Annotated in this window: 23 protein-coding genes; 10 read left to right on the top strand and 13 right to left on the bottom strand. The window is 72.7% G+C overall.

The annotated features are described in order from the left end of the window. Positions 1–74: 74 nt before the first annotated feature. Positions 75–644 (top strand): putative immunity protein, encoded by a 570-nt coding sequence (locus ACFQQL_RS00860; RefSeq protein WP_382390291.1) that lies wholly within the window; start codon positions 75–77, stop codon positions 642–644. After that, entirely contained in the window at positions 641–1,156 is a 516-nt protein-coding gene (locus ACFQQL_RS00855; RefSeq protein ID WP_382390289.1) for a putative immunity protein, read from the top strand. The genes ACFQQL_RS00860 and ACFQQL_RS00855 overlap by 4 nt, the downstream gene beginning before the upstream one ends. Before the next feature lie 9 nt (positions 1,157–1,165). Here the strand turns inward: ACFQQL_RS00855 and ACFQQL_RS00850 are convergent, their stop codons facing one another. Then, entirely contained in the window at positions 1,166–1,933 is a 768-nt protein-coding gene (locus tag ACFQQL_RS00850) for a TetR/AcrR family transcriptional regulator (RefSeq protein WP_382390287.1), read from the bottom strand. 78 nt (positions 1,934–2,011) lie between these two features. Here ACFQQL_RS00850 and ACFQQL_RS00845 point away from each other — a divergent pair, with 78 nt between their 5' ends. Further along, on the top strand, positions 2,012–2,410 hold the full coding sequence (locus tag ACFQQL_RS00845) for a VOC family protein (RefSeq protein ID WP_382390285.1): 399 nt from the start codon (positions 2,012–2,014) through the stop codon (positions 2,408–2,410). Positions 2,411–2,430: 20 nt separating this feature from the next. Here the strand turns inward: ACFQQL_RS00845 and ACFQQL_RS00840 are convergent, their stop codons facing one another. Continuing rightward, a complete protein-coding gene (locus ACFQQL_RS00840) occupies positions 2,431–3,225 on the bottom strand; it encodes an ABC transporter permease (RefSeq protein WP_382390283.1) in 795 nt (264 codons plus the stop codon). Then, positions 3,222–4,271 (bottom strand): ATP-binding cassette domain-containing protein, encoded by a 1,050-nt coding sequence (locus ACFQQL_RS00835; protein ID WP_382390281.1) that lies wholly within the window; start codon positions 4,269–4,271, stop codon positions 3,222–3,224. The genes ACFQQL_RS00840 and ACFQQL_RS00835 overlap by 4 nt, the downstream gene beginning before the upstream one ends. A 62-nt stretch (positions 4,272–4,333) precedes the next feature. On the opposite strand from ACFQQL_RS00835, the gene ACFQQL_RS00830 reads away from it, so the two are divergent. Continuing rightward, on the top strand, positions 4,334–5,341 hold the full coding sequence (locus tag ACFQQL_RS00830; protein WP_382390279.1) for a helix-turn-helix transcriptional regulator: 1,008 nt from the start codon (positions 4,334–4,336) through the stop codon (positions 5,339–5,341). Here ACFQQL_RS00830 and ACFQQL_RS00825 read toward each other — a convergent pair. The 4 genes from ACFQQL_RS00825 to ACFQQL_RS00810 all read right to left on the bottom strand — a co-directional run bounded on the left by ACFQQL_RS00825 (position 5,304) and on the right by ACFQQL_RS00810 (position 7,557). Further along, complete coding sequence (locus ACFQQL_RS00825; protein WP_382390277.1) at positions 5,304–5,930, bottom strand: protein-L-isoaspartate O-methyltransferase family protein; 627 nt, start codon at positions 5,928–5,930, stop codon at positions 5,304–5,306. The two genes, ACFQQL_RS00830 and ACFQQL_RS00825, sit on opposite strands and share 38 nt — an antisense overlap. Before the next feature lie 88 nt (positions 5,931–6,018). Next, on the bottom strand, positions 6,019–6,786 hold the full coding sequence (locus ACFQQL_RS00820) for a VOC family protein (protein WP_382390275.1): 768 nt from the start codon (positions 6,784–6,786) through the stop codon (positions 6,019–6,021). Continuing rightward, a complete protein-coding gene (locus ACFQQL_RS00815) occupies positions 6,783–6,929 on the bottom strand; it encodes a ribbon-helix-helix domain-containing protein (protein ID WP_382390273.1) in 147 nt (48 codons plus the stop codon). The genes ACFQQL_RS00820 and ACFQQL_RS00815 overlap by 4 nt, the downstream gene beginning before the upstream one ends. Positions 6,930–7,011: 82 nt before the next feature. Beyond that, positions 7,012–7,557, bottom strand: coding sequence for a hypothetical protein (locus tag ACFQQL_RS00810; RefSeq protein ID WP_382390271.1), 546 nt, complete (start codon positions 7,555–7,557; stop codon positions 7,012–7,014). Between the two features lie 62 nt (positions 7,558–7,619). Here ACFQQL_RS00810 and ACFQQL_RS00805 point away from each other — a divergent pair, with 62 nt between their 5' ends. The 4 genes from ACFQQL_RS00805 (at position 7,620) to ACFQQL_RS00790 (ending at position 10,976) form a co-directional block, all read left to right on the top strand. Beyond that, positions 7,620–8,402 carry a 2,3-bisphosphoglycerate-dependent phosphoglycerate mutase gene (locus tag ACFQQL_RS00805; RefSeq protein ID WP_382390269.1) on the top strand — a complete coding sequence of 261 codons (783 nt, stop codon included), beginning with the start codon at positions 7,620–7,622 and terminating at the stop codon, positions 8,400–8,402. Between the two features lie 40 nt (positions 8,403–8,442). Then, positions 8,443–8,931 carry a gluconokinase gene (locus ACFQQL_RS00800; RefSeq protein WP_465254007.1) on the top strand — a complete coding sequence of 163 codons (489 nt, stop codon included), beginning with the start codon at positions 8,443–8,445 and terminating at the stop codon, positions 8,929–8,931. A 105-nt stretch (positions 8,932–9,036) separates the two neighbouring features. Beyond that, positions 9,037–9,702 (top strand): histidine phosphatase family protein, encoded by a 666-nt coding sequence (locus ACFQQL_RS00795; RefSeq protein WP_382390265.1) that lies wholly within the window; start codon positions 9,037–9,039, stop codon positions 9,700–9,702. 20 nt (positions 9,703–9,722) lie between these two features. Next, positions 9,723–10,976, top strand: a complete 1,254-nt coding sequence (locus ACFQQL_RS00790) for a glycosyltransferase (protein WP_382390263.1) — start codon at positions 9,723–9,725, stop codon at positions 10,974–10,976. A gap of 10 nt (positions 10,977–10,986) precedes the next feature. Here the strand turns inward: ACFQQL_RS00790 and ACFQQL_RS00785 are convergent, their stop codons facing one another. Genes ACFQQL_RS00785 through ACFQQL_RS00775 form a run of 3 tightly spaced genes read right to left on the bottom strand, consistent with a single transcriptional unit; the run spans position 10,987 to position 14,604 of the window. After that, positions 10,987–11,928, bottom strand: a complete 942-nt coding sequence (locus ACFQQL_RS00785; protein ID WP_382390261.1) for a phosphoglycerate dehydrogenase — start codon at positions 11,926–11,928, stop codon at positions 10,987–10,989. Next, positions 11,925–13,166: a metal-dependent hydrolase family protein gene (locus ACFQQL_RS00780; protein ID WP_382390259.1), complete on the bottom strand. Its 1,242-nt coding sequence runs from the start codon at positions 13,164–13,166 to the stop codon at positions 11,925–11,927. The genes ACFQQL_RS00785 and ACFQQL_RS00780 overlap by 4 nt, the downstream gene beginning before the upstream one ends. 4 nt (positions 13,167–13,170) lie before the next feature. Further along, positions 13,171–14,604, bottom strand: a complete 1,434-nt coding sequence (locus ACFQQL_RS00775; protein WP_382390257.1) for a sodium:solute symporter family protein — start codon at positions 14,602–14,604, stop codon at positions 13,171–13,173. 172 nt (positions 14,605–14,776) lie between these two features. On the opposite strand from ACFQQL_RS00775, the gene ACFQQL_RS00770 reads away from it, so the two are divergent. Together ACFQQL_RS00770 and ACFQQL_RS00765 are read left to right on the top strand one after the other, a co-directional pair. Next, positions 14,777–16,231 carry an Nramp family divalent metal transporter gene (locus ACFQQL_RS00770; RefSeq protein ID WP_382390255.1) on the top strand — a complete coding sequence of 485 codons (1,455 nt, stop codon included), beginning with the start codon at positions 14,777–14,779 and terminating at the stop codon, positions 16,229–16,231. After that, on the top strand, positions 16,228–16,638 hold the full coding sequence (locus ACFQQL_RS00765) for a hypothetical protein (protein ID WP_382390253.1): 411 nt from the start codon (positions 16,228–16,230) through the stop codon (positions 16,636–16,638). The genes ACFQQL_RS00770 and ACFQQL_RS00765 overlap by 4 nt, the downstream gene beginning before the upstream one ends. Positions 16,639–16,683: 45 nt before the next feature. Here ACFQQL_RS00765 and ACFQQL_RS00760 read toward each other — a convergent pair whose 3' ends face one another. The 3 genes from ACFQQL_RS00760 to ACFQQL_RS00750 all read right to left on the bottom strand — a co-directional run bounded on the left by ACFQQL_RS00760 (position 16,684) and on the right by ACFQQL_RS00750 (position 21,537). Further along, positions 16,684–17,268, bottom strand: a complete 585-nt coding sequence (locus ACFQQL_RS00760) for a copper resistance CopC family protein (RefSeq protein ID WP_382390251.1) — start codon at positions 17,266–17,268, stop codon at positions 16,684–16,686. 128 nt (positions 17,269–17,396) lie between these two features. Continuing rightward, entirely contained in the window at positions 17,397–18,842 is a 1,446-nt protein-coding gene (locus tag ACFQQL_RS00755) for a DUF2079 domain-containing protein (protein ID WP_382390249.1), read from the bottom strand. Positions 18,843–18,885: 43 nt separating this feature from the next. Next, positions 18,886–21,537: a lysylphosphatidylglycerol synthase domain-containing protein gene (locus ACFQQL_RS00750; protein ID WP_382390247.1), complete on the bottom strand. Its 2,652-nt coding sequence runs from the start codon at positions 21,535–21,537 to the stop codon at positions 18,886–18,888. Positions 21,538–21,617: the final 80 nt, after the last annotated feature.

Below are 21,617 nucleotides of genomic sequence, written 5' to 3'. Positions count from 1 at the left end.
CACGACCGCGTAGGCCGGAGCCCGGGTGCTCCCGCGTGGGCTCCGGGGCGGCCGGCCGCGGATACGATCCCGGCATGGGACCGAGCGGATCGGTCGTGTCCGGGGACTTCGAGCTGACGATGGACGAGCTGCGCGCCGTCGCGAGGTTCGTGACCCGGCACGCGGAGGAGGTCCTGCCGGTCTTCGAGCGGTCCGTCCCGGAGGATCCGCGACCCCGGGAGGCGATCGAGGCCGCCCGCGCGTTCATCGACGGCGAGCGGCGCACCCGGCGGCAGCGGGTGGCGTCCCTCGACGCGCACCGAGCGGCCCGGTCCGCGCCCACCGAGGCCGCCCGCCTGGCGGCGCGCTCGGCCGGCGACGCCGCGTCGGCCGCGTACCTTCATCCGCTCGCCCAGGCCGGTCAGGTGGGGCACATCCTGCGGGCCGCCGCGAGCGCGGCACGCGTCGGGGAGCTCGGCGCGGACGGTGACCCGGACGTCGCGGAGGCTCTCCTGGAGCGGTCGCGGCGGTGGGCGGGCCCCGTGCTCCGCGACGTGCTGAGCCGCTACCCGCGCGCGGATCGCGGCACGAGTCGGGTGGCGCGACTGATGAGTGCGCTCGATGAGTCGCTGCGGCAGCCGGACGCGGCGGGGCCCTCGTCGTGATCCTCCCGAAGGTCCGCGACCCCCGGCTCGTCACGATCCGGCGTGGCGGGACGCTCACCGATGCGGACCACCATCTGCTCGCGCTCTGGGCCGCCACGTGCGCCGAGCACGTGCTGGACCTCTTCGAGGCCGAACGTCCGCAGGACCCACGGCCGCGCGAGGCGATCGAGCACGTCCGGGCCTGGGTGCGCGGCGAGGTCCGGATGATGCAGTCCCGCGCGGCGGGCGGTCACGCGATGGGCGCGGCCCGCGACCTGCGCGGGCCGGCACGGTTCGCGGCCTACGCGGCCGGGCAGGCGGGTGCGGTCGCGCACGTGGCCGAGCACGACCTCGGCGCGGCCGCGTACGCGATCAAGGCCGTCCGTGCGGCGGCACCGCCGGAACGGGCGGTCGCCGCCGGGCGGGCCGAGTGCCGGTGGCAGCGCGATCGGCTCCCGGCGGAGGTCCGCGAGCTGGTGCTCGAGGATCAGCGGGCCCGCAACGACATCTGCTGGTCGGTGTTCGACTGCTGAGGTCCGGGCCTACCCCGGTTCGACCAGCGGCGCCAACCCGTCGAGCACCCGGCCCAGCCCGAACGCGAACGCCTGTGCAGGGTCCCACGCCCCGGACTGCGCCTCACCCGCCGCGGCACCCACACGGGTGGCCAGCGGGTAGGCGTCCGCGTCCAGCACCTGCTCCAGCAGCGGCCCGGCCGCCGCCCACCACTGCTCCTCGTCCATCGCGGTGGCCCGCCGGGTGGCCGCGGCGGCGGCCGCCGAACGTGCCCAGCCCTGGACGAACGCGAGGACCCAGTCGACGGCGGCGTCCATCGTCACGTCGTCGAGACCGAGGCCCTCGAGCGCGGAGAGCTCGTGGTCGTACTTCGCCGTCGCCCCCGGCCCCAGCGTCGGCCGCGTGGTGACGACCGACGCCGCCCACGGGTGCCGTTCGAAGAGCTCACGGTTCTCCTCGGCCACCGCCCGGACCCGCTCCCGCCACGGGCGGCCCGTCGTGTCCTTGCGGGCCATGCGGCCGTAGACGTGGTCGAGCATCAGGTCCACCAGCTCGGCCTTGCTGGGAACGTACGTGTAGAGCGTCATCGGTGCCGTCCCGGTGGCGGTGGCGACCTTCCGCATCGTCACGGCCTCCAGCCCTTCGGCGTCGGCCAGGGAGACGGCGCGCTCGACGATCGTGTCGACGTCGAGCCGTTGCCGCGGCCCGCGCCGTGCCGACGGCGGCGCGGCGGTGTGCCGCCACAGCAGCGCGATCGTGCGGGCCGGGTCTCCGCCACCCGACGTCGGGGTGCTCATGGGAATATCCTCCCACGCCGTACGTTGTACGCCGTACGATGTACGGCAAAGGCCGGCATCCGAGTCAGGAGGAGCCCCATGAACATCAGCGCGTCCGCCGTCAGCCTCAACGTCACCGACCCCGCCGGCTCGGCGCGGTTCCTCGTCGAGCACTTCGGGTTCACCGAGGACATGTCCGCCGACGGCTTCCACTCGCTCAGCCGGCCGGACGCCGGCATGAGCGTCATCTTCCTGCGGGTCGGCCTGCCGACCCTGCCGGACGACCAGCGCGACGTCCACGCCCAGGGGCAGATCCTCGCGTTCGTCGTCGACGACCTCGAGGGCGAGCTGGCCCGCCTGGAGGGGGAGGGCGTCACCATCACGATGCCGCTGACCGTCGAGGAGTGGGGCGAGCGCGCCTTCCAGGTGCGCGACCCCAACGGCGTCATCGTCCAGCTGGTCGACTGGAACGGCCCGCAGCCGGAGCAGGCCGGGTAGTGGCGACCGGCCGATCCGGCTCAGATGCTGTGCCGGATCGCCCGGATGCCGACCCACAGCCCGACGACGGCGGTCGCCAAGCCGGCGATGAGGCCCTGCCACACGGCGGGCTCGGTGAAGAGCCCGTTGAACAGCGCGCGCTCGGCATCCACCAGGTACTTCAGCGGGTTCGCCGCGGCGATGACCTGCATCCAGCGCGGCCCGACCTCGAGCGGCATCATCATCCCGGACAGCATGAGCAGCGGGAACAGCGTGCCCTGCTGGACCGCCCAGAACATCCAGTCCCGGTTGCGTGAGGCGATGCCGAGCGCATAGCTGAGCGAACCGAGGCCGACCCCGAAGACGCCGAGCAGCAGCAGGCCGACCACCATGCCAGGCACGGAGGGCCGGAACCCGAAGAGGGTGGCGAGCCCGACCAGCACGAGCGCCTGGACGAGCAGCGGCACCATCTCCTTCAGCGCCCGGCCGGTGAGCAGCGCGGAGCGGGAGACCGGTGCGACGAGCATCCGTTCGTGCGCGCCGGACTGGATCTCGAAGAGCAGGTTGGCGCCGGTCATGCCGGTGCTGAACAGCGCGATCATCACCACCAGGCCGGGCACGAACCACTGGAACGCCTCGGCGACCGGGACGCCCATCATGCCGCCCAGCAGCGGGCCGAAGAAGGCGAGGAACACCAGCGGCTGGACGAGGGAGAAGATCAGGCTGAACGGGTCCCGCAGCGTCGGACGGAGCTCGCGGACAAACACGTTGATCGAGTCCGTCACCGGCCCGGAGGCACGTGCCTGGGTGGCGGTCGTGGGTGCGACGGTGGTCATCGGGGGGCTCCTGCGGGACTCGGTGCGGCTGACTCGGCGCCGGCCTCGGAGTCCTCGGCGGCCTGGTTCTCCTCGCGGAGGCTGCGGCCGGTGAGGGTGAGGAAGACGTCGTCGAGGGTGGGTTGGTCGAGGTCGGCGGTCCGGACCTCCGAGCCTGCGGCGTCCAGCTCGCGGATGAGCCGGGGCAGGACGTGCTCGCCCCCGTTCACGGCGACGACGATCCGGGTCGCCTCGCCGTCGGGGGTCGCGGTGGGTTCGGGGTTCGCCGCGCCGGAGTCGACGGCGAGGCGGCGCACGATGTCCGTGGCTGTGACGGCGTCGCCGTCGACCGTGACCGTGATCCGGTCCCCGGCGAGTGTCGCCTTGAGCCGGGCGGCCGTGTCGTCCGCGATGACCTTGCCGTGGTCGACGACCATGACGCGCTCGGCGAACTGGTCCGCCTCGTCGAGGTAGTGCGTGGTGAGGAAGAGGGTCATCCCGTGCTGCTTGCGCAGGTTCAGGATGTGCTCCCAGAGGTTCGCGCGCGACTGCGGGTCCAGGCCGGTGGTCGGCTCGTCGAGGAACAGCAGGCTCGGCGCGGGGATCAGCCCGAGCGCGATGTCGGCACGACGGCGCTGCCCGCCCGAGAGCGTGATCGTGTTCCGGTTCGCGACCTCACCGAGGTCGAGGAGGTCGATGAGCTCCTCGGTGCGCCGCCGCGCCTCCGTGCGGCCGAGGCCGTACATGGCGCCTTGGCTCAGGAGCTCGTCCCGGATGCGCTGGTAGTGCCCGGCCCCGTTCTTCTGCCCGATGTACCCGATCCGCGCGCGCACCTCGGCCGGCTGCCGCGCGACGTCGAACCCGCACACGCTGGCGGTGCCCGAGGTCGGCTCGAGCAGGGTGGTGAGCATGCGGAGCGAAGTGGACTTCCCCGCACCGTTGGGGCCGAGAAACGCCGTGAGTGAACCGGCCGCGATGTCCATCGTGAGGTTCTCGACCGCGACCACGGTCTGGCCCTTCGACGAGAACTCCTTGCGGAGCCCTTCGGTCCTGATGATTGGTGTCATGACGGCACGGTAGGACGTTCCGCGGCCAGATCCTGACCGCTTTTCTCGCTAGGTTGCGACGCATGTCAGATCCCACCGCCCGTGCACTCCGGCTGCTGTCCCTCCTGCAGACCCATCGGTTCTGGGGAGGACCGGAGCTTGCCGGCCGCCTCGGCGTGTCCGAGCGCACCCTGCGCCGGGACGTCGACCGGCTTCGTGAGCTGGGCTACCGGGTGGTCGCCCAGCCCGGCGTCGCCGGCGGGTACCAGCTCGAGTCCGGCTCCACCGTGCCCCCGTTGCTGCTCGACGACGACGAGGCCGTGGCCATCGCCATCGGTCTGCGCACCGCGGCGGTCCAGGGGGTGGGCGACGGCGAGCAGACCTCGCTCAGCGCGCTCGCCAAGCTGGAGCAGGTGCTGCCACGGAACCTCCGCCGTCGGGTCTCGGCGTTGCAGGAGCACACCATCCCGGCCGTCCGCAACGACGCCCGGGTGGCCGCCGACCTGCTCGCTCAGCTCGCGCTGGCCTGCCGCGACCACGAGCGGCTGCGCTTCCGGTACACGGCTCGCTCGGGGGAGGAGACCGCGCGCCTGGTGGAACCGCACTCGCTCGTGCCGCGGGATCGGCGCTGGTACTTCGTGGCCTGGGACGTGAACCGCGAGGACTGGCGCACCTTCCGGGTGGACCGCATGGCGAACGTCCTGGCCATCGGCGTGCGGGTCGAGCCCCGCGACCTGCCCGCGGAGGATGCGGCGGACTTCGTGATGGCCGCCCATGCGTCACTGAGCTCGGTGCGCTACTCCGCCGTCGCTCGTCTGCACACCACGCTGCCGGAGGCGAAGGACTACTTCGGCGTGTGGGCGCAGAACGCCACCGAAGGCCCTGGCGGCACGGTCGACTGGCCCTTCGGCGGAGCCAGTATCCCGGAGATGCTCATGGGCCTGCTGTGGATCCCTCCGGAGATGGAGTACGAAGTCATCTGCGACGACCCGGCGGTCTACGAGGCGCTGGAACGGTTCGCGGACCGGTTCGGCGAGGCCGTGCGCGGCGCGGCTACTCGTCGCCCGTCGCCCGCAGCGGGACAAAGCTGAACGAGCCCGTCTCGCGCGTGGTGACCTCGTCGCCCGACCGGTCCACCACCATCATGCGGCTGCGGACCGGGATCACCATCCGGCCGCCGTCGCCCAGCTGGGCGAGCAGCCCCTCCGGCATGCGCCGGGCAGCGGCCGAGACGAGAATCCGATCGAAGGGCGCCTCCTCGGGGCGCCCCACCCGGCCCGGCTCGGCCTGCTCGATCCGTGCCCGGACGTCATCGGCGCCGCCCCAGGCGCGCAGGTTCCCCCCACCGTCCTCGACGAGCGCGGGCTCGATCTCCACGCCCAGCACGAAGCCGCCGGGGGAGACCAGCTCCGCGAGCAGCGCCGTGGTCCAGCCGGATCCGGATCCGACGTCGAGGACCTTGTCGCCGACCTCCGGATCGAGCAGCTCGAGCATGGCGGCGACGGTGCTCGGCTGCGAGCACGTCGCGCCGTACCCGATCTGGAGGGGCATGTCGGCGTGCGCGAAGCGGATCTGGTCCCGCGGCAGGAACGCCCGGCGGTCGACGGCGGACATCGCCGCCCGGACGCGGTCGACCGTCGATCGAGAACCGCTGCCACGGTGCCCGAGACCGGTGCGCATGGTGCTGACCCCCTCGACTGGGTGACGCCACCATCGTCGCGCGGCGGCCCGGGGTGGGCCACTCGGGTCGAAGGCTCGGTGCGCGTGGTCAGGCCTGCGCCAGGTGGTACCCGTAGAGGTCGTCCTGCCACTCGTTCACCCACAGCTCGAAGCCGCCCGGGGTGTCGACCCGCAGCGTGCGGCCGTATGCCTCGTCGATGATCCGCGACGTGCGACCGGCAGCCTCGAGCCTGCTCTGGACTGCCTCGACGTTTCCGGTCTCCAGGCCGACCTCGCATCCGACCTCGCCGTCGACCGTGGACATCGGACCGTCGTGGAAGGCGATCAGGCCGTGGGCCGCGAGGTCCGCCCAGGTGCCGCGATCGCTGAAGACTCGCGGGGTGAGGCCGAGCATGGCGGCGACGTCGGCGCCCGCCCGGACCGTCTCGACCGGCCCGTAGACGAGCGGTTGGAGGTTGATCCCGTCGGTCGAGACCGGGGCGCGCCCGCCCTCGCCGGGTCCCGCGGAGTCGATGTGCAGCCGGCCGTGCGGCAGGTCGACGGCGAGTGCCTCGCCGTGTCCGAGAGTCACCGGCCGAAGCTCCAGGCCGGTTGCGGCGACCGCCTTGCGGTACTCCTCGAGGTCCGGCACCTCGAGGCTGAGCTTCGCCTTGCCGGCGAGGGGGTCGTCGGCCGCTGCGTGGTGCAGGGCGAGCCGGCCCGAGTCGGCCGCCAGCACGGTCCACCCGTCCGCGTCGACGCCGGTCCCGACCAGCCCCACGTCCTCGTAGAACGCCCGCCAGGCTGCGACGTCGGTGACGAACTGGATTGGCCGCACGATCGGCGTGGGGCCCGAGTAGGTCGGCGATGCGGTCACTTCTCCTCCACCTCCGCGAGGTAGTCGGTCAGGATGCGTTCGACGAACGCGGACAGCGAGACGCCTTCGTCGATGCAGCGGTGCTTGACGGCGCGCACCAGCTCGGGCGGTAGGTACACGTTGAACTGCGTCTTGTCAGGCATGCGAGCATGCTAGCAGACGAGCAAAACGGCAGCCACGGCGGTCGGTTCGCCCACGGCTGTCAGCCGATGAGCAGACCGCCGCTCAGAGCTGCGCGAGCAGGTCCTTCCACACGGGCCGCCACTGCTCGATCGCTTCCGCGGAATCGAGCTTCGAGTGCACCAGGCCCACCGAGGCCTTGCCGGCGCCGTTGTCGCTGATGCTCACCGCGACGCGGGTGCCGTCCGCCAGGCGCGCCCGCCAGTACCGCCACTTCTCGGTGCTGGAGGTTGTCGCCAGACCCTCGACGAGGACGCCACCGAGCTGCTCGCCGGCGGCGACGGCGTCGAGCCACGCCGCCAGCGCGTCGTCCTTGTCGCCTTGCACCGTCCGGGTCGTGGAGAGCTGGAAGTCGCCGTCGCAGGTCTGACCCGGCACACGCAGGCCGGCGTGCTGCTCGTACGCGACCGCGGTGCCCTGCGCCCACCACTCCTTCTGCCGCGCCCCCTCCGGCATGAGCTCGAGCGCCAGGCGCGCGATCTCGGTGTGGTTCATCTGGCGGGCACCGGCGTCGTCGAGCAGTGACACCCACTCCGGCCAGGTACGGCCGGTGGCAGTGGCGACGGCGGACGTCGACGTCGGGCTGACCATGGGCCCCATCCTCGCCGGTGGGGCCGGTCCCGGCAACGGTCGGGGCGTGCGACAGTGGGGCCGTGCATGACGTCCCCGCTCGCGCGGCCATCCCGGGCAGCCTCGTGCTGCTGCGGCACGGCGAGTCCGTGGGCAACGCGCGCGAGCTGTTCACCGGCGTGCTCGACGTCGACCTGACCCCCGACGGCGAGCAGTCCAGCCGGGACGCCGGCGCTCGGCTGGCCGGCCTCGGCATGGTGCCCGACCTCGTCGTCACCTCGGAGCTCGCCCGGGGCTGGCGCACGGCCGAGCTCGTGGTCGAGGCGCTCGGGCCCGACCGGCCCGTCATGCGCACGTGGCGGCTCAACGAGCGCAGCTACGGCGCCCTCTCGGGGCACCTGAAGTCCGAGATCCGGGCCCGGCACGGCGAGGAGCTGTTCCGCTACTGGCGCCGCTCCCTGGACGGCCGGCCGCCGGCACTCGACCGACGCACCCTCGAGCTGTGGGCCAGGCTCGCCCCGTTCGACCGGCTCCCCGCCGAGGCGCTCGTCGCCACCGAGTCCCTGGCCGACGTCGTCGCACGCCTGGAGCCGTGGATGGAGGACCTGTGGACCGAGCTGCGCGCCGGCCACGACGTCCTCGTCGTCGCGCACGGCAACTCCCTGCGCGCGCTCTGCGCCATCCTCGACGGCCTCACCGACGCCGAGCTGACCGCGCTCAACATCCCCAACGCCCGCCCGCTGTGCTACGAGTTCGTCGAGGACGACGGCGGTGCCCCCCGGCCGGTGGTGCGGGGCGGCACCTACCTCGACCCGGACATCGCCCGCCTGGAGGCGGCCGTCATCGCCCGCCAGGGCGGGACGTGAGAGCGAAGCAGGAGGAGTGAGGGTGCAGCACATCGTCGTCATGGGGGTCTCCGGCAGCGGCAAGACCACGATCGCGACAGGTCTCGCCGAGGAGCTCGGCCACACGTTCGCCGAGGGCGACGACTTCCACAGCGACGCCAACCGCGAGAAGATGCGCACCGGCGTGCCCCTCGACGACAACGACCGTGCACCCTGGCTCGCCACGATCCGGGACTGGATGACCGAGCGTGCCCGCGCGGGACGGTCCACCGTCGTGACGTGCTCGGCCCTGCGTCGCAGGTACCGGGACGTGCTGCGCGGTGCGGAGGGGGAGACGATCTTCGTCCACCTCGACCCGCCGGAGGAGGTCACGGCCGCCCGCATGGAGCGGCGCCGGGGCCACTACATGCCGGCCAGCCTGCTGCGGAGCCAGCTCGACACCCTCGAGGAGCTCGGTCCGGACGAGAACGGCGTCAGGATCTCCGGCGTGGGCGGTCCCGAGAGCATCCTCGAGGAGACCCTGGCCGCGCTTCGCCGCCGCTCGGCCTGACGATCGGCACTCTCGGCGGGCCGTGACCGGGACATCTCCGGCTGTTCACCTCGCCGTCGGTCGCGGGGCCGACGGTCCCGGCTGGTTCCGGGAGAGGATGGAGCCATGCGACTGATCCTCGTCCGGCACGGCCAGACCAGCTCCAACGTGGAGGGACTCCTCGACACCGCCGAACCGGGCGCGGACCTGACGGAGCTCGGCCGGCGCCAGGCTGCGGCGCTGCCGGAGACGCTCGGGGAGATCCCCGTGGACCTCATCGTCACCTCCACGCTGGTCCGCACCCAGCAGACCGCCGCACCGCTCGCGGACGCACTCGGCGTCGAGCCGTGGGTGCGCGACGGCGTCCGAGAGATCTCGGCGGGAGAGCTCGAGATGCGTGGCGACGACGACGCGGTGCACGCCTATCTCGAGGCCATCTTCAGCTGGGGCAACGGCAACCCGGCCGCGCGCGTCCCGGGCGGCGAGAGCGGCGAGGAGTTCCTCGCCCGGTTCGACGCCGTGGTCGACGAGGTGGTCGCGACCGGCGCGTCCACGGCCGTCATCGTCAGCCACGGCGCCGCCATCCGCTCCTGGGTGCCGGCGCGCAGCGACAACGTGAGCCGGGAGTTCGCCGCACGCACGCCGGTCGGCAACACCGGCGTCGTCGTGCTGGAGACCGCAGCCGAAGCCTGGACCACGCTGACCTGGGAGGACCAGGCGATCGGCGGCCCAGCGGTCGACACCTCGCTCACGGACGGCCCCGCCGGGGAGCCTCTGGACGTCGACGCCTGAGGCATGCGGAGACGGTCACGATGCGCGTCCTCATCACCAGCTTCGGGACACGGGGAGACATCCAGCCCTACGTAGCTCTCGCCGCCAGCCTGCGCGGTGCCGGGCACGAGGTCACCCTGGCCGTGCCCGAGGCGTTCCGTGCGCTCGCGCGCAGTGCCGTAGCGGACGCCGGCTTCGTCCCGGCAGGCTCAGCGCTGCTGAATCTGGTCCAGGACGAGATGCCGACGATGCGAGGGCCGCGCGGCACCGTCCGTCTCCTCGGACGCATGCGTAGTGCGATGCGCCGACACATGGTCGACCAGTGGCGGGCCGCCCGATCGGCGGAGCCCGACCTCATCGTGTACCACCCGAAGACCCTCGCTGCGCCGCACATCGCGGAGCGGCTCGGCGTTCCGGGCGTGCTGTCGTTGCCCATCCCGCTCATGACGCCCACCGGGCAGTTCCCCGCTCCCTTCGGACTCGGCCGCACGCTGGGCACTCGGTTGAACCGCGCCAGCTACCTGTTCCGGTACGCCGGTAACGCCATGTACGGAAGGATGATCAACGAGTTCCGTCATCGGATCGGCCTCCGGTCGGCGAGCTGGTTCGCCGACCCGCTGCGCGCGCCGGACGGGGCGCCGGTCCCGGTGCTCTACCCGTTCAGCCGGCACGTCGCGCCCGTGCCCGCGGACTATCCGCCGTCCGTCCACGTAACCGGGTACTGGTTCCTGCCGCACGACGACGGATGGCGGCCGGCGCCGCTGCTCGCCGACTTCCTTGCGGCCGGTGAGCGGCCCGTCTACGTCGGGTTCGGGTCGATGGGTTTCGGGATGGGTGCCGACGAGCGACGCGACGCCGTCCTCTCCGCGCTGCGGACCAACCGGCTCCGCGGCGTGGTCGCGACCGGGTGGGGCGGGCTCACGGCTGGGGACGCGCCGTCGGACGACGTCCTCGTGGTCGACGAGGTCCCGCACGACTGGTTGTTCCCCCGGGTCCGCGCGGTCGTCCACCACGGCGGCGCCGGATCGACGGGAGCCGGCCTGCGCGCCGGTCGGCCGACGCTCATCTGCCCGTTCCTCGCCGACCAGCCGTTCTGGGGACTGCGGGTCCACGAGATCGGCGCGGGTCCGCCGCCGTTGTCGAGCTGGCGGCTCGGGGCCGGACTGGCGGAGCGGCTCGGACGGTTGGTCGGCGAACCGTCCTACCGGCGTCGGGCTGCGGAGATCGGTGAACGCATCCGGGCCGAGGACGGCACGGCTGAGGCGGTCTGCGTCCTGGAGTCGATCGGGTCTTGAGGCGGCCCGGCTACCGCTCGACGAGGTTGCGCAGCTCCCGTCCCTCGACAAGCGCGGCCACGTTCGCCGCGATCAGCTCGTCCGCACCGACAGGCCGCCCGCCCGCGCCGTGCGGGCTGATGATGATGTCCGGCGCGTCCCACAGCGGCGACTCGGCCGGCAGCGGCTCGACGGCGGTCACGTCGAGTGCCGCGCCGGCAATCGCGCCGGAGGTCAGCGCCCCGAGCAGGGCGTCCTCGTCGACCGTCGCTCCGCGGCCGACGTTCACCACGTAGGCGTGCTCGGGCAGCAGCGCCAAGCGGTCCGCGCCGAGCGCCTTCGCGGTGGCCGGCGTGGCCGGGAGGATCATGATGAGGACGTCCGTCCCGGACAGCTCGGCGTCCAGGTCCGACTCGGCGATCACGTCGTAGCCGGACCGCCGGCCGGCGGACCGGGCCACCCCGCGAACGTTCGCACCAAGCCCGGTCAGCAGCGGGGCGAGGTTCTGACCGATGTTGCCGAAGCCCCACACCAGGACCTCCGCGCCGATCAGCGAGGTGACGGCACCCTCGGGTCGGAGCGGCTGCAGCCCGCCCAGCTCCCGGTCCCACACGTGCGCGGCCTGCGAGCGCAGCATCTGCGGCATCCGGCGCAGCAGCGCCAGGGTGAGCAGCAGCGCGTGCTCGGTCACGGTGCGGTCGTGCAGCCCGGCGCCGGAGCTGACGGCCACCTCGGGTGCGAAGCCCGCGGCGAGGATCTGGTCCGGCCCGGCCGCCAGGCTCTGCACGAGCCGCAGGTCGGGCAGCGTTCGGGCGGCGTCGGCCAGCGCGTCGGCGGAGTTGCCCCACATGACGAGCACCTCGGCGTCGCGGTGCTCGGGTGGGACGGGGGAGGTGACGTCGTACGTCACGGGCGTCACGCCGTCGGGAAGTGCGGGTGCGAGCGGCATGGTGTCCGGCAGCAGGATCTTCATGAGAGGGACTCTGTCACGACCCGGCCGGCCTGCACGACAGCCCGCAGGTTCGCCTCCGGCCGCGCCAGCACGCCGGCGTCCTCCAGCGGGTTGCCGTCCACGACGAGCACGTCCGCCCGCGCGCCGGGGGCCACCACGCCGATCTCGTCCTCCAGGCCGAGCAGCCTCGCGGCGCCGACGGTGGCCGCGAGCAGGACGTCCCGGGCGGGCTGGACCTGTGCCCGGATGCGGAACTCGTCGTTCTGGTGGCCGTGCATGGCGCCGAGGAGGTCGGTGCCGAACGCGATGTTGACCCCGCCGCGCCAGGCCCGCTCGAGCGCCTCGAGACCGGCGACGAGCACGGTGTCGACCTTCTCCTGGCTCTCCTTGGGCAGGCCGGCGGCCGCGCCCTCCTTCTTGAGGTACTCGTAGGTGACGAGGGTCGGGACCAGGAACGCGTCGTGCTCGACGAACAGCCGCACCGACTCGTCGTCGATGAGGTTGCCGTGCTCGATGCACCGCACGCCGAGGCGCAGGCCCCGGTTGACCGCGCGGGCGGTGTAGGCGTGCCCGGTGACGTACCGGTTCGCCGCCTGGGCCTCCTCGACGATCGCCCGGACCTCGGCGTCGCCGAACTGGGTCGAGTCGATGCGGTCGGTCGGCGAGGCCACGCCTCCGGACAGCATGACCTTCACGTGGTGGGCGCCGGTGCGCAGCTGGTGCCGGGCCGCGCGCCGCGCGGCGTCCTCGCCGTCCACCACCGTGGCGAGGTGGCAGCACTCGTCCGGCAGTGACATCCGGCCCGGCCCGCGGCTGTCCCCGTGGCCGCCGGTCGGGGAGAGCGCCTTGCCGCCGAAGATCACCCGCGGCCCCTCCCACAGCCCCTCCCCGACGGCGCGGGCGATCCCGAAGTCGGCACCGCCCGTGTCCCGCACCGTGGTGAAGCCGCGGCGCAGCATGCCCCGGAGGATCACCGACGCCTGGGCGGCGACGTAGAACGGTGACTCCTCGGCCTGGGCCGCGAGGTTCGCGGTTCCGGCCATGACGTGGACGTGCGCGTCGACCAGCCCCGGGACCACGACCCGGCCGGCGGCGTCGAGCTCGCGGGCGCCGGACGGCGACGGCGTGGACGCGCCACCGACCTCCTGGATCCGCCCGTCGGCCAGCACCAGCGTCCGGTCGGGCTCGAGGGTGCCCGCCTCGACGTCGGCGACCGACGCGTTCCGGATGACGACCGGAGCGGATGCGTGCTGGGGCATGGACTCAGTTCTCCTTCGACTCGGTGGTGGGCGTGGCGGCGGCGCTCGCGACGGGCAACGTCCGGGCAGGTCGGGTCACCAGGCTGACCAGGACGAGGGCGAGGACGGCCACAGGCAGCGAGATGATGACGGAGTTGACCTCGTCGGGACGGCCGAGCTGCTCCCAGCCGATCGTGACGACGACGCCGAGCGCCATCGACGTCAGCACGCCGGCCGTCGTCGCCCGCCTCCAGAAGAACCCGGCGAACAGGGCCGGCACGAGGGCGACGCCGTAGACGGTGTAGCTGTACATCTGGATCACGAGCACGGTCGGGAAGTAGGTGCCGAGCACGTAGGCGACCGCCGCGATCACGAGGATCGTGACGCGGTGGATGCGGATGCGGCGCCGGTCGTCGAGCGTCTCGGTGGAGAAGCGCTGGAAGCCGTCGTACACGACGTTGCCGGCTACCGACAGCAGGAACGACGACCCGGTCGTGATGATGAACGCCAGTGCGCCGGCCAGCAGCAGGCCGCCGAGCACCGTGGGCAGGAAGCCTTCCGAGCCGAGCGAGAGGACGGCGTCGTCCGGTGTGAGGTTCGGCTGGAGGACGGAGGAGGAGGTCGCCAGCAGCACGATCGGGACCGTGATGAGCAGGCTGGCGAGGAACATCCCGACCATCGACTTGCGGGCCTCGGCGGGGTTCTTCGCGGCGCCGAGGCGCTGGTACATGTTCTGGTCCGAGATGATCAGCAGGAAGGTGGGGAGGAAGTAGCCGAGAAGCTGCACGCCGGTCAGCCCACCCGACATCGTGTGAGCGTGGTCCGGCAGTCCCTCCCACCAGCCGGAGAACCCGCCCACCTCGCCGAGGATGATGGGCAGGGCGACGATGAGGCTCGCGATGATGACGACGGCGGAGAGGAAGTCGGACCAGGCCACCGACTTCAGGCCACCGCCGAGCGCAAGGAACGTGATGACCGCCGCGCACACGATCGCGCCCTCACCCGGGCTCAGCGGGGTGACCAGGGCGATGATGCGCCCGCCCCCGGTGAACTGGTAGCTGGTGATGCCCACGTAGGCCAGGAGCGTGATGGCCGACGCCACGAGCCGGACGGGGATGCCGAACCGGTTCTCGAGGATCTGCGGGACGGTGTAGGCCTCGGACGCCCTGATGCGCCGGGCGAGGAAGAACAGCACGACCATGCCGGCCGGCGCGCCGAGGTTGTAGACGATGGCGGCGAGAGGTCCGTAGCTGAACGCGAAGCTCGCTCCGCCGATGATCGAGCCGGAGCCCACCCAGGTGGCGATGAGGGTCCCGACCATGACGACCAGCGGCAGCGATCGTCCGGCGAAGACGAAGTCGTCACCGGTCTGGACCTTCTTCCTCCGGGTGAACCAGACACCGGTGCCGATCATCACCAGGACGTACAGGACCAGGATCACCACATGGACCGTCTGCATGACTCCTCCACCGCGTCGGGCTCGTGCTCCGGCACGCTACTCCGACGAGCCGTTTCGGCTATGTTTCGTCCGGTTCGACGTTTCTGCAGGGTGGACGCCGCATGGCGCTGCTCGGCACGTCCGACTCGTCCACGCACGCCGGCCCCGGCCGTCCCCATCGCAAAGGAGCGACATGAGCACCGAGCAACGCCTCACCCCGGACGATCTCGACGCTCTGACCTACCCCGACCCGCCCGAACGGCTGCGCAAGCGGCTGACGGTCGCCGCGGCGGTCGCCGTCCTCGGGCCCGGCGCCATCGTGGCCTCGGCCAACATCGGATCCGGCGAGATGATCTTCGCCTCGCGCGGCGGCGCCGTCTTCGGCTACGCACTCATCTGGGCGTTCGCCGTCTCCGCCGTCGCGAAGGCCGCGCTGGCCTACTCGTTCAACCGGTACACGGTCGTCACCGGCGAGCACCCCATGGCGCGCTGGGCGGTCCTCTTCCGCGGGCCGCGCGGCTGGTTCACCCTCCTCATGGGCGTGGTCTCCATCCTCGCCGTGCCCTCGTGGGTCGGTGGCCTGGGCATCAGCATCGGCGACCTGATGGGCACGATCTTCACCGGCAGCGGCGCGCTGTGGGCCACCGGCCTGATCGTGCTGTCCGGGATCCTGTCCTGGTTCGGCGGGTACGCCCGCCTGGAGAAGGCCCAGACCGTCATCGTCGGGTTCATGCTGCTGGCGATCGCCGTCAGCGTCGTCGTGCTGCAGCCGGACTGGCTCGCCGCCCTCGCCGGGCTGGTCCCGAACGTCCCCGAGTACAACGCGTGGGTGGGCGAGGCCTACCCCGCCGTCACGGAGCGACCGGTGTGGCTCGAGGTCGCGACCTACCTCGGCGCGGTGGGCGGCGGCACCTACGACTACATCGGGTACGCCGGCATGATGCGCGAGAAGCGGTGGGGCATGCTGGGTCGCCGGGACCAGGTGGCTCTCGGCGAGCGGCTCGCCCGCGTCTCCCACACCGAGCGCCTCCCGCTCTCCACCGACGCCGAGCAGGTCGCGCGGGCGAAGGCCTGGAGCCGGGCTCCGCTGGGTGACACGGTCCTGTCGTTCGCCGCGATCGCCGTCTTCGCCACGATGTTCATGCTCAACGGCGCCAGCCTGCTGGCCGCCGAGCAGCTCATCCCGGACGAGAACGACACGCTGACCTTCCAGGCGCAGTTCCTCACCGCGGTCCACCCGACGCTGGAGTACCTGTACTACGTCGCGGTGTTCTTCGCATTCTTCGGGTCGCTGTACGCGTTCTGGGAGCTGTACACCTACACCGCGTTCGAGACGCTCGCGCCGGTCTTCACCAAGGTCCGTCTCGCCGGTCAGCGCCGGGTGCGGCCGTGGATGTACCTGTACATCCTCGTCGCGAGCCTCGCGCTGGTCTGGACCGTGGGGGAGCTGGTCATCATCGTCACCCCGGCGTCGGTCCTCGGAGGCCTGCTGACCTCCGGCCTGTTCTGCCTGGCGATCCTCTGGACGGAGAAGAAGGTGCTGCCCGAGTCGCACCGCCTCACCCGACCGGGCCGCTGGTGGGTGCTGCTCTCCGGCATCCTGCTGACGTTCCTCGGGGTCGTCTCGACCTGGGAGCTGCTCGCATGAGGCCCGGAGCCGCCGTCTCGGCCGCCTGCTTCACGCTGCTGTCGGTGTGGCGGGTCACCGACGGCGACCTCGTCTTCGCCGGCGTGTTCGCCGTGCTCGCCCTCGTCTACCTCGTCCTGGCGCTGCGCGGGCCGGCCGGTCGTCCCGTCGCGCGGCCCGCCGGGCCGCGGGCCGTCGTCGCGCCGTCGCCGGAGCAGGCTGCGCTGGCCGCGCACCACCGGCGCGGCTGGCAGGTCATCGCGGTCGTCGGCCTGGTCGGAGGTGTGGCTGCGGTGGCCTGGTTCCCGCCGCTCGCGCTGGTCCTCGCCGGGTGCGGTGCCTACTCGGCGCATCGTGCGCGCGCACTGGGCCGCACGGCAGGTCCGCAGACCGCGGCGCACGCCGCCGTCCCGTCCGGGCGCGCATGACACATCACGGGGCCGACCCGAACCGGTCGGTCCCCGCGCCGCTCGTCAGCGGCGTCTCATGAGGCGCACGATCATCGCCACCAGGCCGACGGCGATCGCGATCGCGACGGCGATGGCCGCCCACGCGGGCATGTCGACCGGGTTGCGGTCGCGCTCCTCCTCGGCGCTGTCCGCGGTCGGCACGGGCGTGCCCGCCTGGTCGGGCTCGCCGGTCGTCTCGGTCCCGCCCGGGACGGTGGTGGCCTCGCCTGCGCCGGCCTCGACCGTGAAGGCGTACTCGCCCTCGACCCGGTGACCGTCGGAGGAGACCACGGACCACGTGACGGTGTACTCGCCACCGTCCAGCGCCTCGGGCAGCTCGAGCGTGGCCGTGTCGCCGTCGAGCGACGGCGCACCCTCGACCACCGGCTCGCCCCCCGACGGCGAGACCTCGACGACGTTGTTGCCGTCGAGCAGCTCGTTGCTGAACGTCAGCGCGACCTCGGAGGGCGACTCGGAGAGGGTCTCGCCCTCCGCCGGGCTCGAGCCGGTCAGGACGTCGTGCGCGGCCGCACCGGGGGCGAACGTCAGCATGGCCACGGCGGCGAGGAGGGGGACGAGAAGCGGGGAGCGAGAACGAGCGCGACGCACACCGTCACGGTACGCCCGCGCCGGGCCTGCCTGCGTCGGCGACCTGCCCGTGCCCGGCTCTCCTGCGGATCTCCGCACCGGTCACATCCGCACCCGCCTCCACCGTTGCCGCGAGGAGCCCGCCCGGCTCACCGGACCCGGGTGGCCACCTGATATCCGTCGGCGTCGAACTCGAGCTCGTAGTCGGTCCCCGGGTGCCGGTCCTCGGCCAGCGCGGCCGCGTCGTCGACGAGCTCCGGCCAGGTCCGGCGCGTGGTGTCCAGGACCACGTGGTCCGGCGGCGGGTTGCCCGTGTTGCCGACCCAGTAGACCTGGGCGCGCGGGACCAGGTATGCCAGCAGGTAGATGTCGGCCTCCACCCGGCTCCCGTCCTCGACGGCCGCGATCGCCGCGCGTGCGCCCTCGGCCCGCGGCGACCCCTCGTACGTCGCCGGGTCGGTCAGGCGCATCATCGGCCCGGTGAGGGTCATGACGAGGGTCGTGGCAGTGGCCACCGCCACGCCGGCGGTGGCCCAGCGCCCGTGGACCGGCGCAAGCGGGCGGCCGGTGTGGCCGCGTCCGGTGCGGCCGGCAAGCACGTCGAGGAAGGCGGCGACGGCGACCGGCATGAGGATCGCCGAGTAGTGCCACTCCCAGCCCCAGTAGTACTCGACGTTCCCGAGGAACCGCCATGCCAGCGTCGGGACCCACAGCCAGACCAGCGGCGAGCGCATCCCGACGACGCCGGCCGCCAGCACGAGCAGTCCCACGGTCGCGTACTTCTCCGCCGGGACGAAGAAGCCCAGCAGGACGGCGACGACGTCGGAGAGCGCGGCGGCGCCGTCGCCCCCGCCCGACGAGCCCAGGCGCCCGTAGTAGTCCCACGTCCCGCCCGGGTTGAGCGCGGGCAGGATGACGCCGATCGCGAGCACCACCCACCCCACGCCCCACGCCGCCAGCACCGCGCCGGCGCGACGCTGCCCGGCACGCAGCCACAGCACCAGCCCGAGGGCCGCCACGGTCAGGCCGAGATCCTCCTTCACGAACACCAGCGGAGCGGCCCACACGGCGCACGACCACCACCTGCCGCGCAGGTAGGCGGCGAGCGACGCCGCGAGCAGCGGCACGGCGAACGCGATCTCGTGGAACTGGGCGGCGATCGCGCCCTGGAGCCCCCAGCACAACGCGTACGCGACACCGAGCAGCGTGCCCCGCAGGCTCCCGAGCAGCTCCCGTGCCGCGGCGGTGACCGGCACCGCCGACAGCCCGATCAGCACCGCCTGCGCCACCAGCAGCGTCACCCCGGACGGGTGCAGCCGGTACAGCGGGCCGAGCAGGACCAGCAACGGGTGGAAGTGGTCCCCGAGCAGGTTGAAGCCTTCGCCCTTGATCGTGACGATCGGGGCGTCGAGCCGGGAGTAGGCCTGCGCGAGCTGGGTGAAGATCCCGAGGTCCCACGACGGCGACTCCAGCAGTCGCCACTGGGTCACGGCGAACGTGACGTAGACCGCCGCTGCTGCCGCCGCGACGAGCCAGGGCACCACGCGGTCACCCAGGCCGGCACGGGTGCGGGCCGGGACTGCCGCGCGCGTCATGACCACCGCAGACGCCGCGCGAGGGCAGCCGGTCCGCGACGGGTCACAGAGACTCCCGGCGCTGCAGGTAGCGCAGCGCGGCCCAGCCCAGCGGGACGCGGCCCCAGAAGGTGAGGACACGGAAGAGGATGGCCACGGAGACGGCGGTGCCGGCCGGGATGCCGGCGAGGGTCAGACCCGTCGTCAGTGCCGCCTCGACCGGTCCGATACCGCCGGGGGACGGCACCGCCGCGCCGATGGAGTTCGCGGCGAGGTAGGTGATCGCCAGGTTCGTCACGGGCAAGGAGTGGCCGAACGCCGCCAGGCAGGCGCCGAACGCCGCCACGTAGCCGGCCGTCATGATGAGGTTCCCGGCGATACCCATGAGGAGCCGGCCCGGGTTGGACACGACCCACACCACCCGGGGCCAGACCTGCCGCAGGGTCGGGGCTGCCCGCTGCCACACCCACGTGCGCAGCCGCGGGACCAGCAGCACCACGGCGACCGCGAGCAGGACCAGCCCGACCGCGGTGATGACTGAGCCCTCGGGGGCGCTGAGGGTTCCGGCGGACCCTGTCACGAGGGCGACGGCCACGAGCAGCAGCACCGTGGTGATCAGCTGGGAGAGCTGCACGAGGCCCACGGTGGCCACTGCGAGCGGAGTCGAGACGCGCCGCTTGTTGAGGAAGCGGAGGTTGAGCGCCGCGGGGCCGATGCCCGCCGGCGCCACGAGCGCGACGACGGACGCGGCCACCTGCACGAGGATCGTGCGCCACACGCCGAGCTTCTCCGGGGAGAAGGCCTCCAGCCCCATCGCGGAGCCGACGTAGGTCAGCAGGCCGAGCGCGAATGCGACGACGATCCACACCGGGTTGGCGCTCGTGACCGCATCGGCGACCTCCTCGAAGTTCATCCACGACAGCAGCGCCCAGACCGCGACGACGGCGAGTGTGAGCGTGATGACCGTGCGCGGCGCGAACCGGGCGAGGGGGATCGGGGCGACGTCCGCCGTCGGGATGAGGGACACGAGCGAGCCGCGGAGCGAGGCGAGGGTCTCCCGCTTCGCGGCGGCGCGCGTGGCGGAGGGCATGGCCACCGGCTGGAGCAGCGGGGCGATGGAGGCGAGCTGGTCGCGGGTCAGCGTCCGCGCCGCCGAGGCGAGAGCACGCTCGGTGCCGGCGAGCACGGCGAGCATCGCCAGCAGCTGGGCGAGGTCCATCCGGCGGGAGAGCTCGGAGGAGATGATCTCGCCGTTCTCCCAGTCGACGATCCACACGTGGTGCTCGTCGTCGACGAGGATCGACTCGGCGCTGACCTCGTGGTGGGCGAGGCCCTTGGCGTGCGCGGCCTGCAGCTGGGACCAGATCTCGTCCAGCAGGTCGTCGTCGAGCTCGGCCGGCGGCAGCTCGGAGAGTCGCTTGGCGCGTGGGACGTGCTCGGTGACGATCAGGACGCTGTCCCGGGACTCGGTGATGCCGACGAGCTCGGGGGTCCGCACGCCAGCGTCCTTCGTGGCGAGCGCCATGAGCGCGGCGCGGTTGGCCGCCTCCCGCAGGTTGGTGGCCGGGCGGCGGTCGAGGCCACGCAGCCGGATGCTGTCCCACAGCGACGCGAGCATCCCGACCACGTGCCGGTCGCCGTCGAGGACGGTCACGTCGTGGCGCCGGCCCTCGACGTCCCAGATCGCGTACAGGCGATGGGCGCTCTCGACGTCGAGCGTCTTGGTGGCCGAGGAGGAGACCTCCTGCAGCACCTGGGACGGGTCCGTCGTCGGGTCGGGGACGATCGTGTCGGTCCGGTCGGGCGGGGTGGCCGGTGCGACGTTCTCCTGCTGGCCGTTGTTCGTGGACTGGCTGGGCTCGCGGAGACGCTCGGTGTACCCGATCGGGCTGTAGCTCGTCACGCGCCAGGCCTGCGCGTGGGTACCGCTGAGCAGCGGGTCCATGCGCACCACGCTGACCGGGTCCAGGCCTGCGCGGCGCAGGCCACGTACCAGGTGGGGTCCGGTGGCCCGCTCGTGCAGGACGCCGGAGGCGTAGCGCATGCCCAGGCCGGCGGCGCGGCCGAGGAGGACCGCGACGATCGCGCCGGGGAGGGTCTGGTCGCCCTGCACCACGGAGAGCCCCAGCACCACCCACAGCAGGTTCCAGGACCAGCCCAGCATGCGGTTGTGGGACCGGTCGCCGACCGCCGTCAGCACGCCGGCGAGACCCGCGATGTAGACGTTGAGGGCGATGACCACCTCGCCCTCGGACGTGATGGTCAGGCCGCGGGAGATCTCCCGCGGGGCGATGTGGTCCAGGAGCCACAGGGCACCGGCGGCCAGCACCACGGCGACCACCATGGTGGCCAGCGCCTCGGCCGCCGAGCGCCAGGACCGGCGGACCACCCGTTCGACCAGGACCACGAGCGGGACGATGAACGACACCAGGCCCTCGAGGACCGTGACGGGGATGAGCAGCACCTGGCGCAGCACGTCCGCCACCACGGACTGCACGTCCTGCGTCACGCCCTGCGTGGTGGCGTTCGCGTAGACGGCGAGCGTGAGCACGAACCCGATGCCCAGCAGGCACGCCAGCAGCGCGAGCAGGTCGCTCGGCCGCCGGACACGGGTCTCGGGAGCGTCGACCAGCAGCACCTCGCGCTGCGGGGGGACCTCCTCCACCGGGACCGGCGCGGGGGCTGCCGCTCCGCTCTCGCCCGGGTGCAGGCTCATGGTGGCCGAGTCTACGGCGCATGTTTCCGCCGATGCCGCAGCCTTGGCCGGTGTCTGCCGGGCTGGCCCGTCCCGCCCCC

The sequence above is a fragment of the Georgenia alba genome, assembly GCF_042665525.1.
Lineage (GTDB): Bacteria > Actinomycetota > Actinomycetes > Actinomycetales > Actinomycetaceae > Allobogoriella > Allobogoriella alba.
This window is presented reverse-complemented; position numbering and strand designations above follow the sequence as displayed.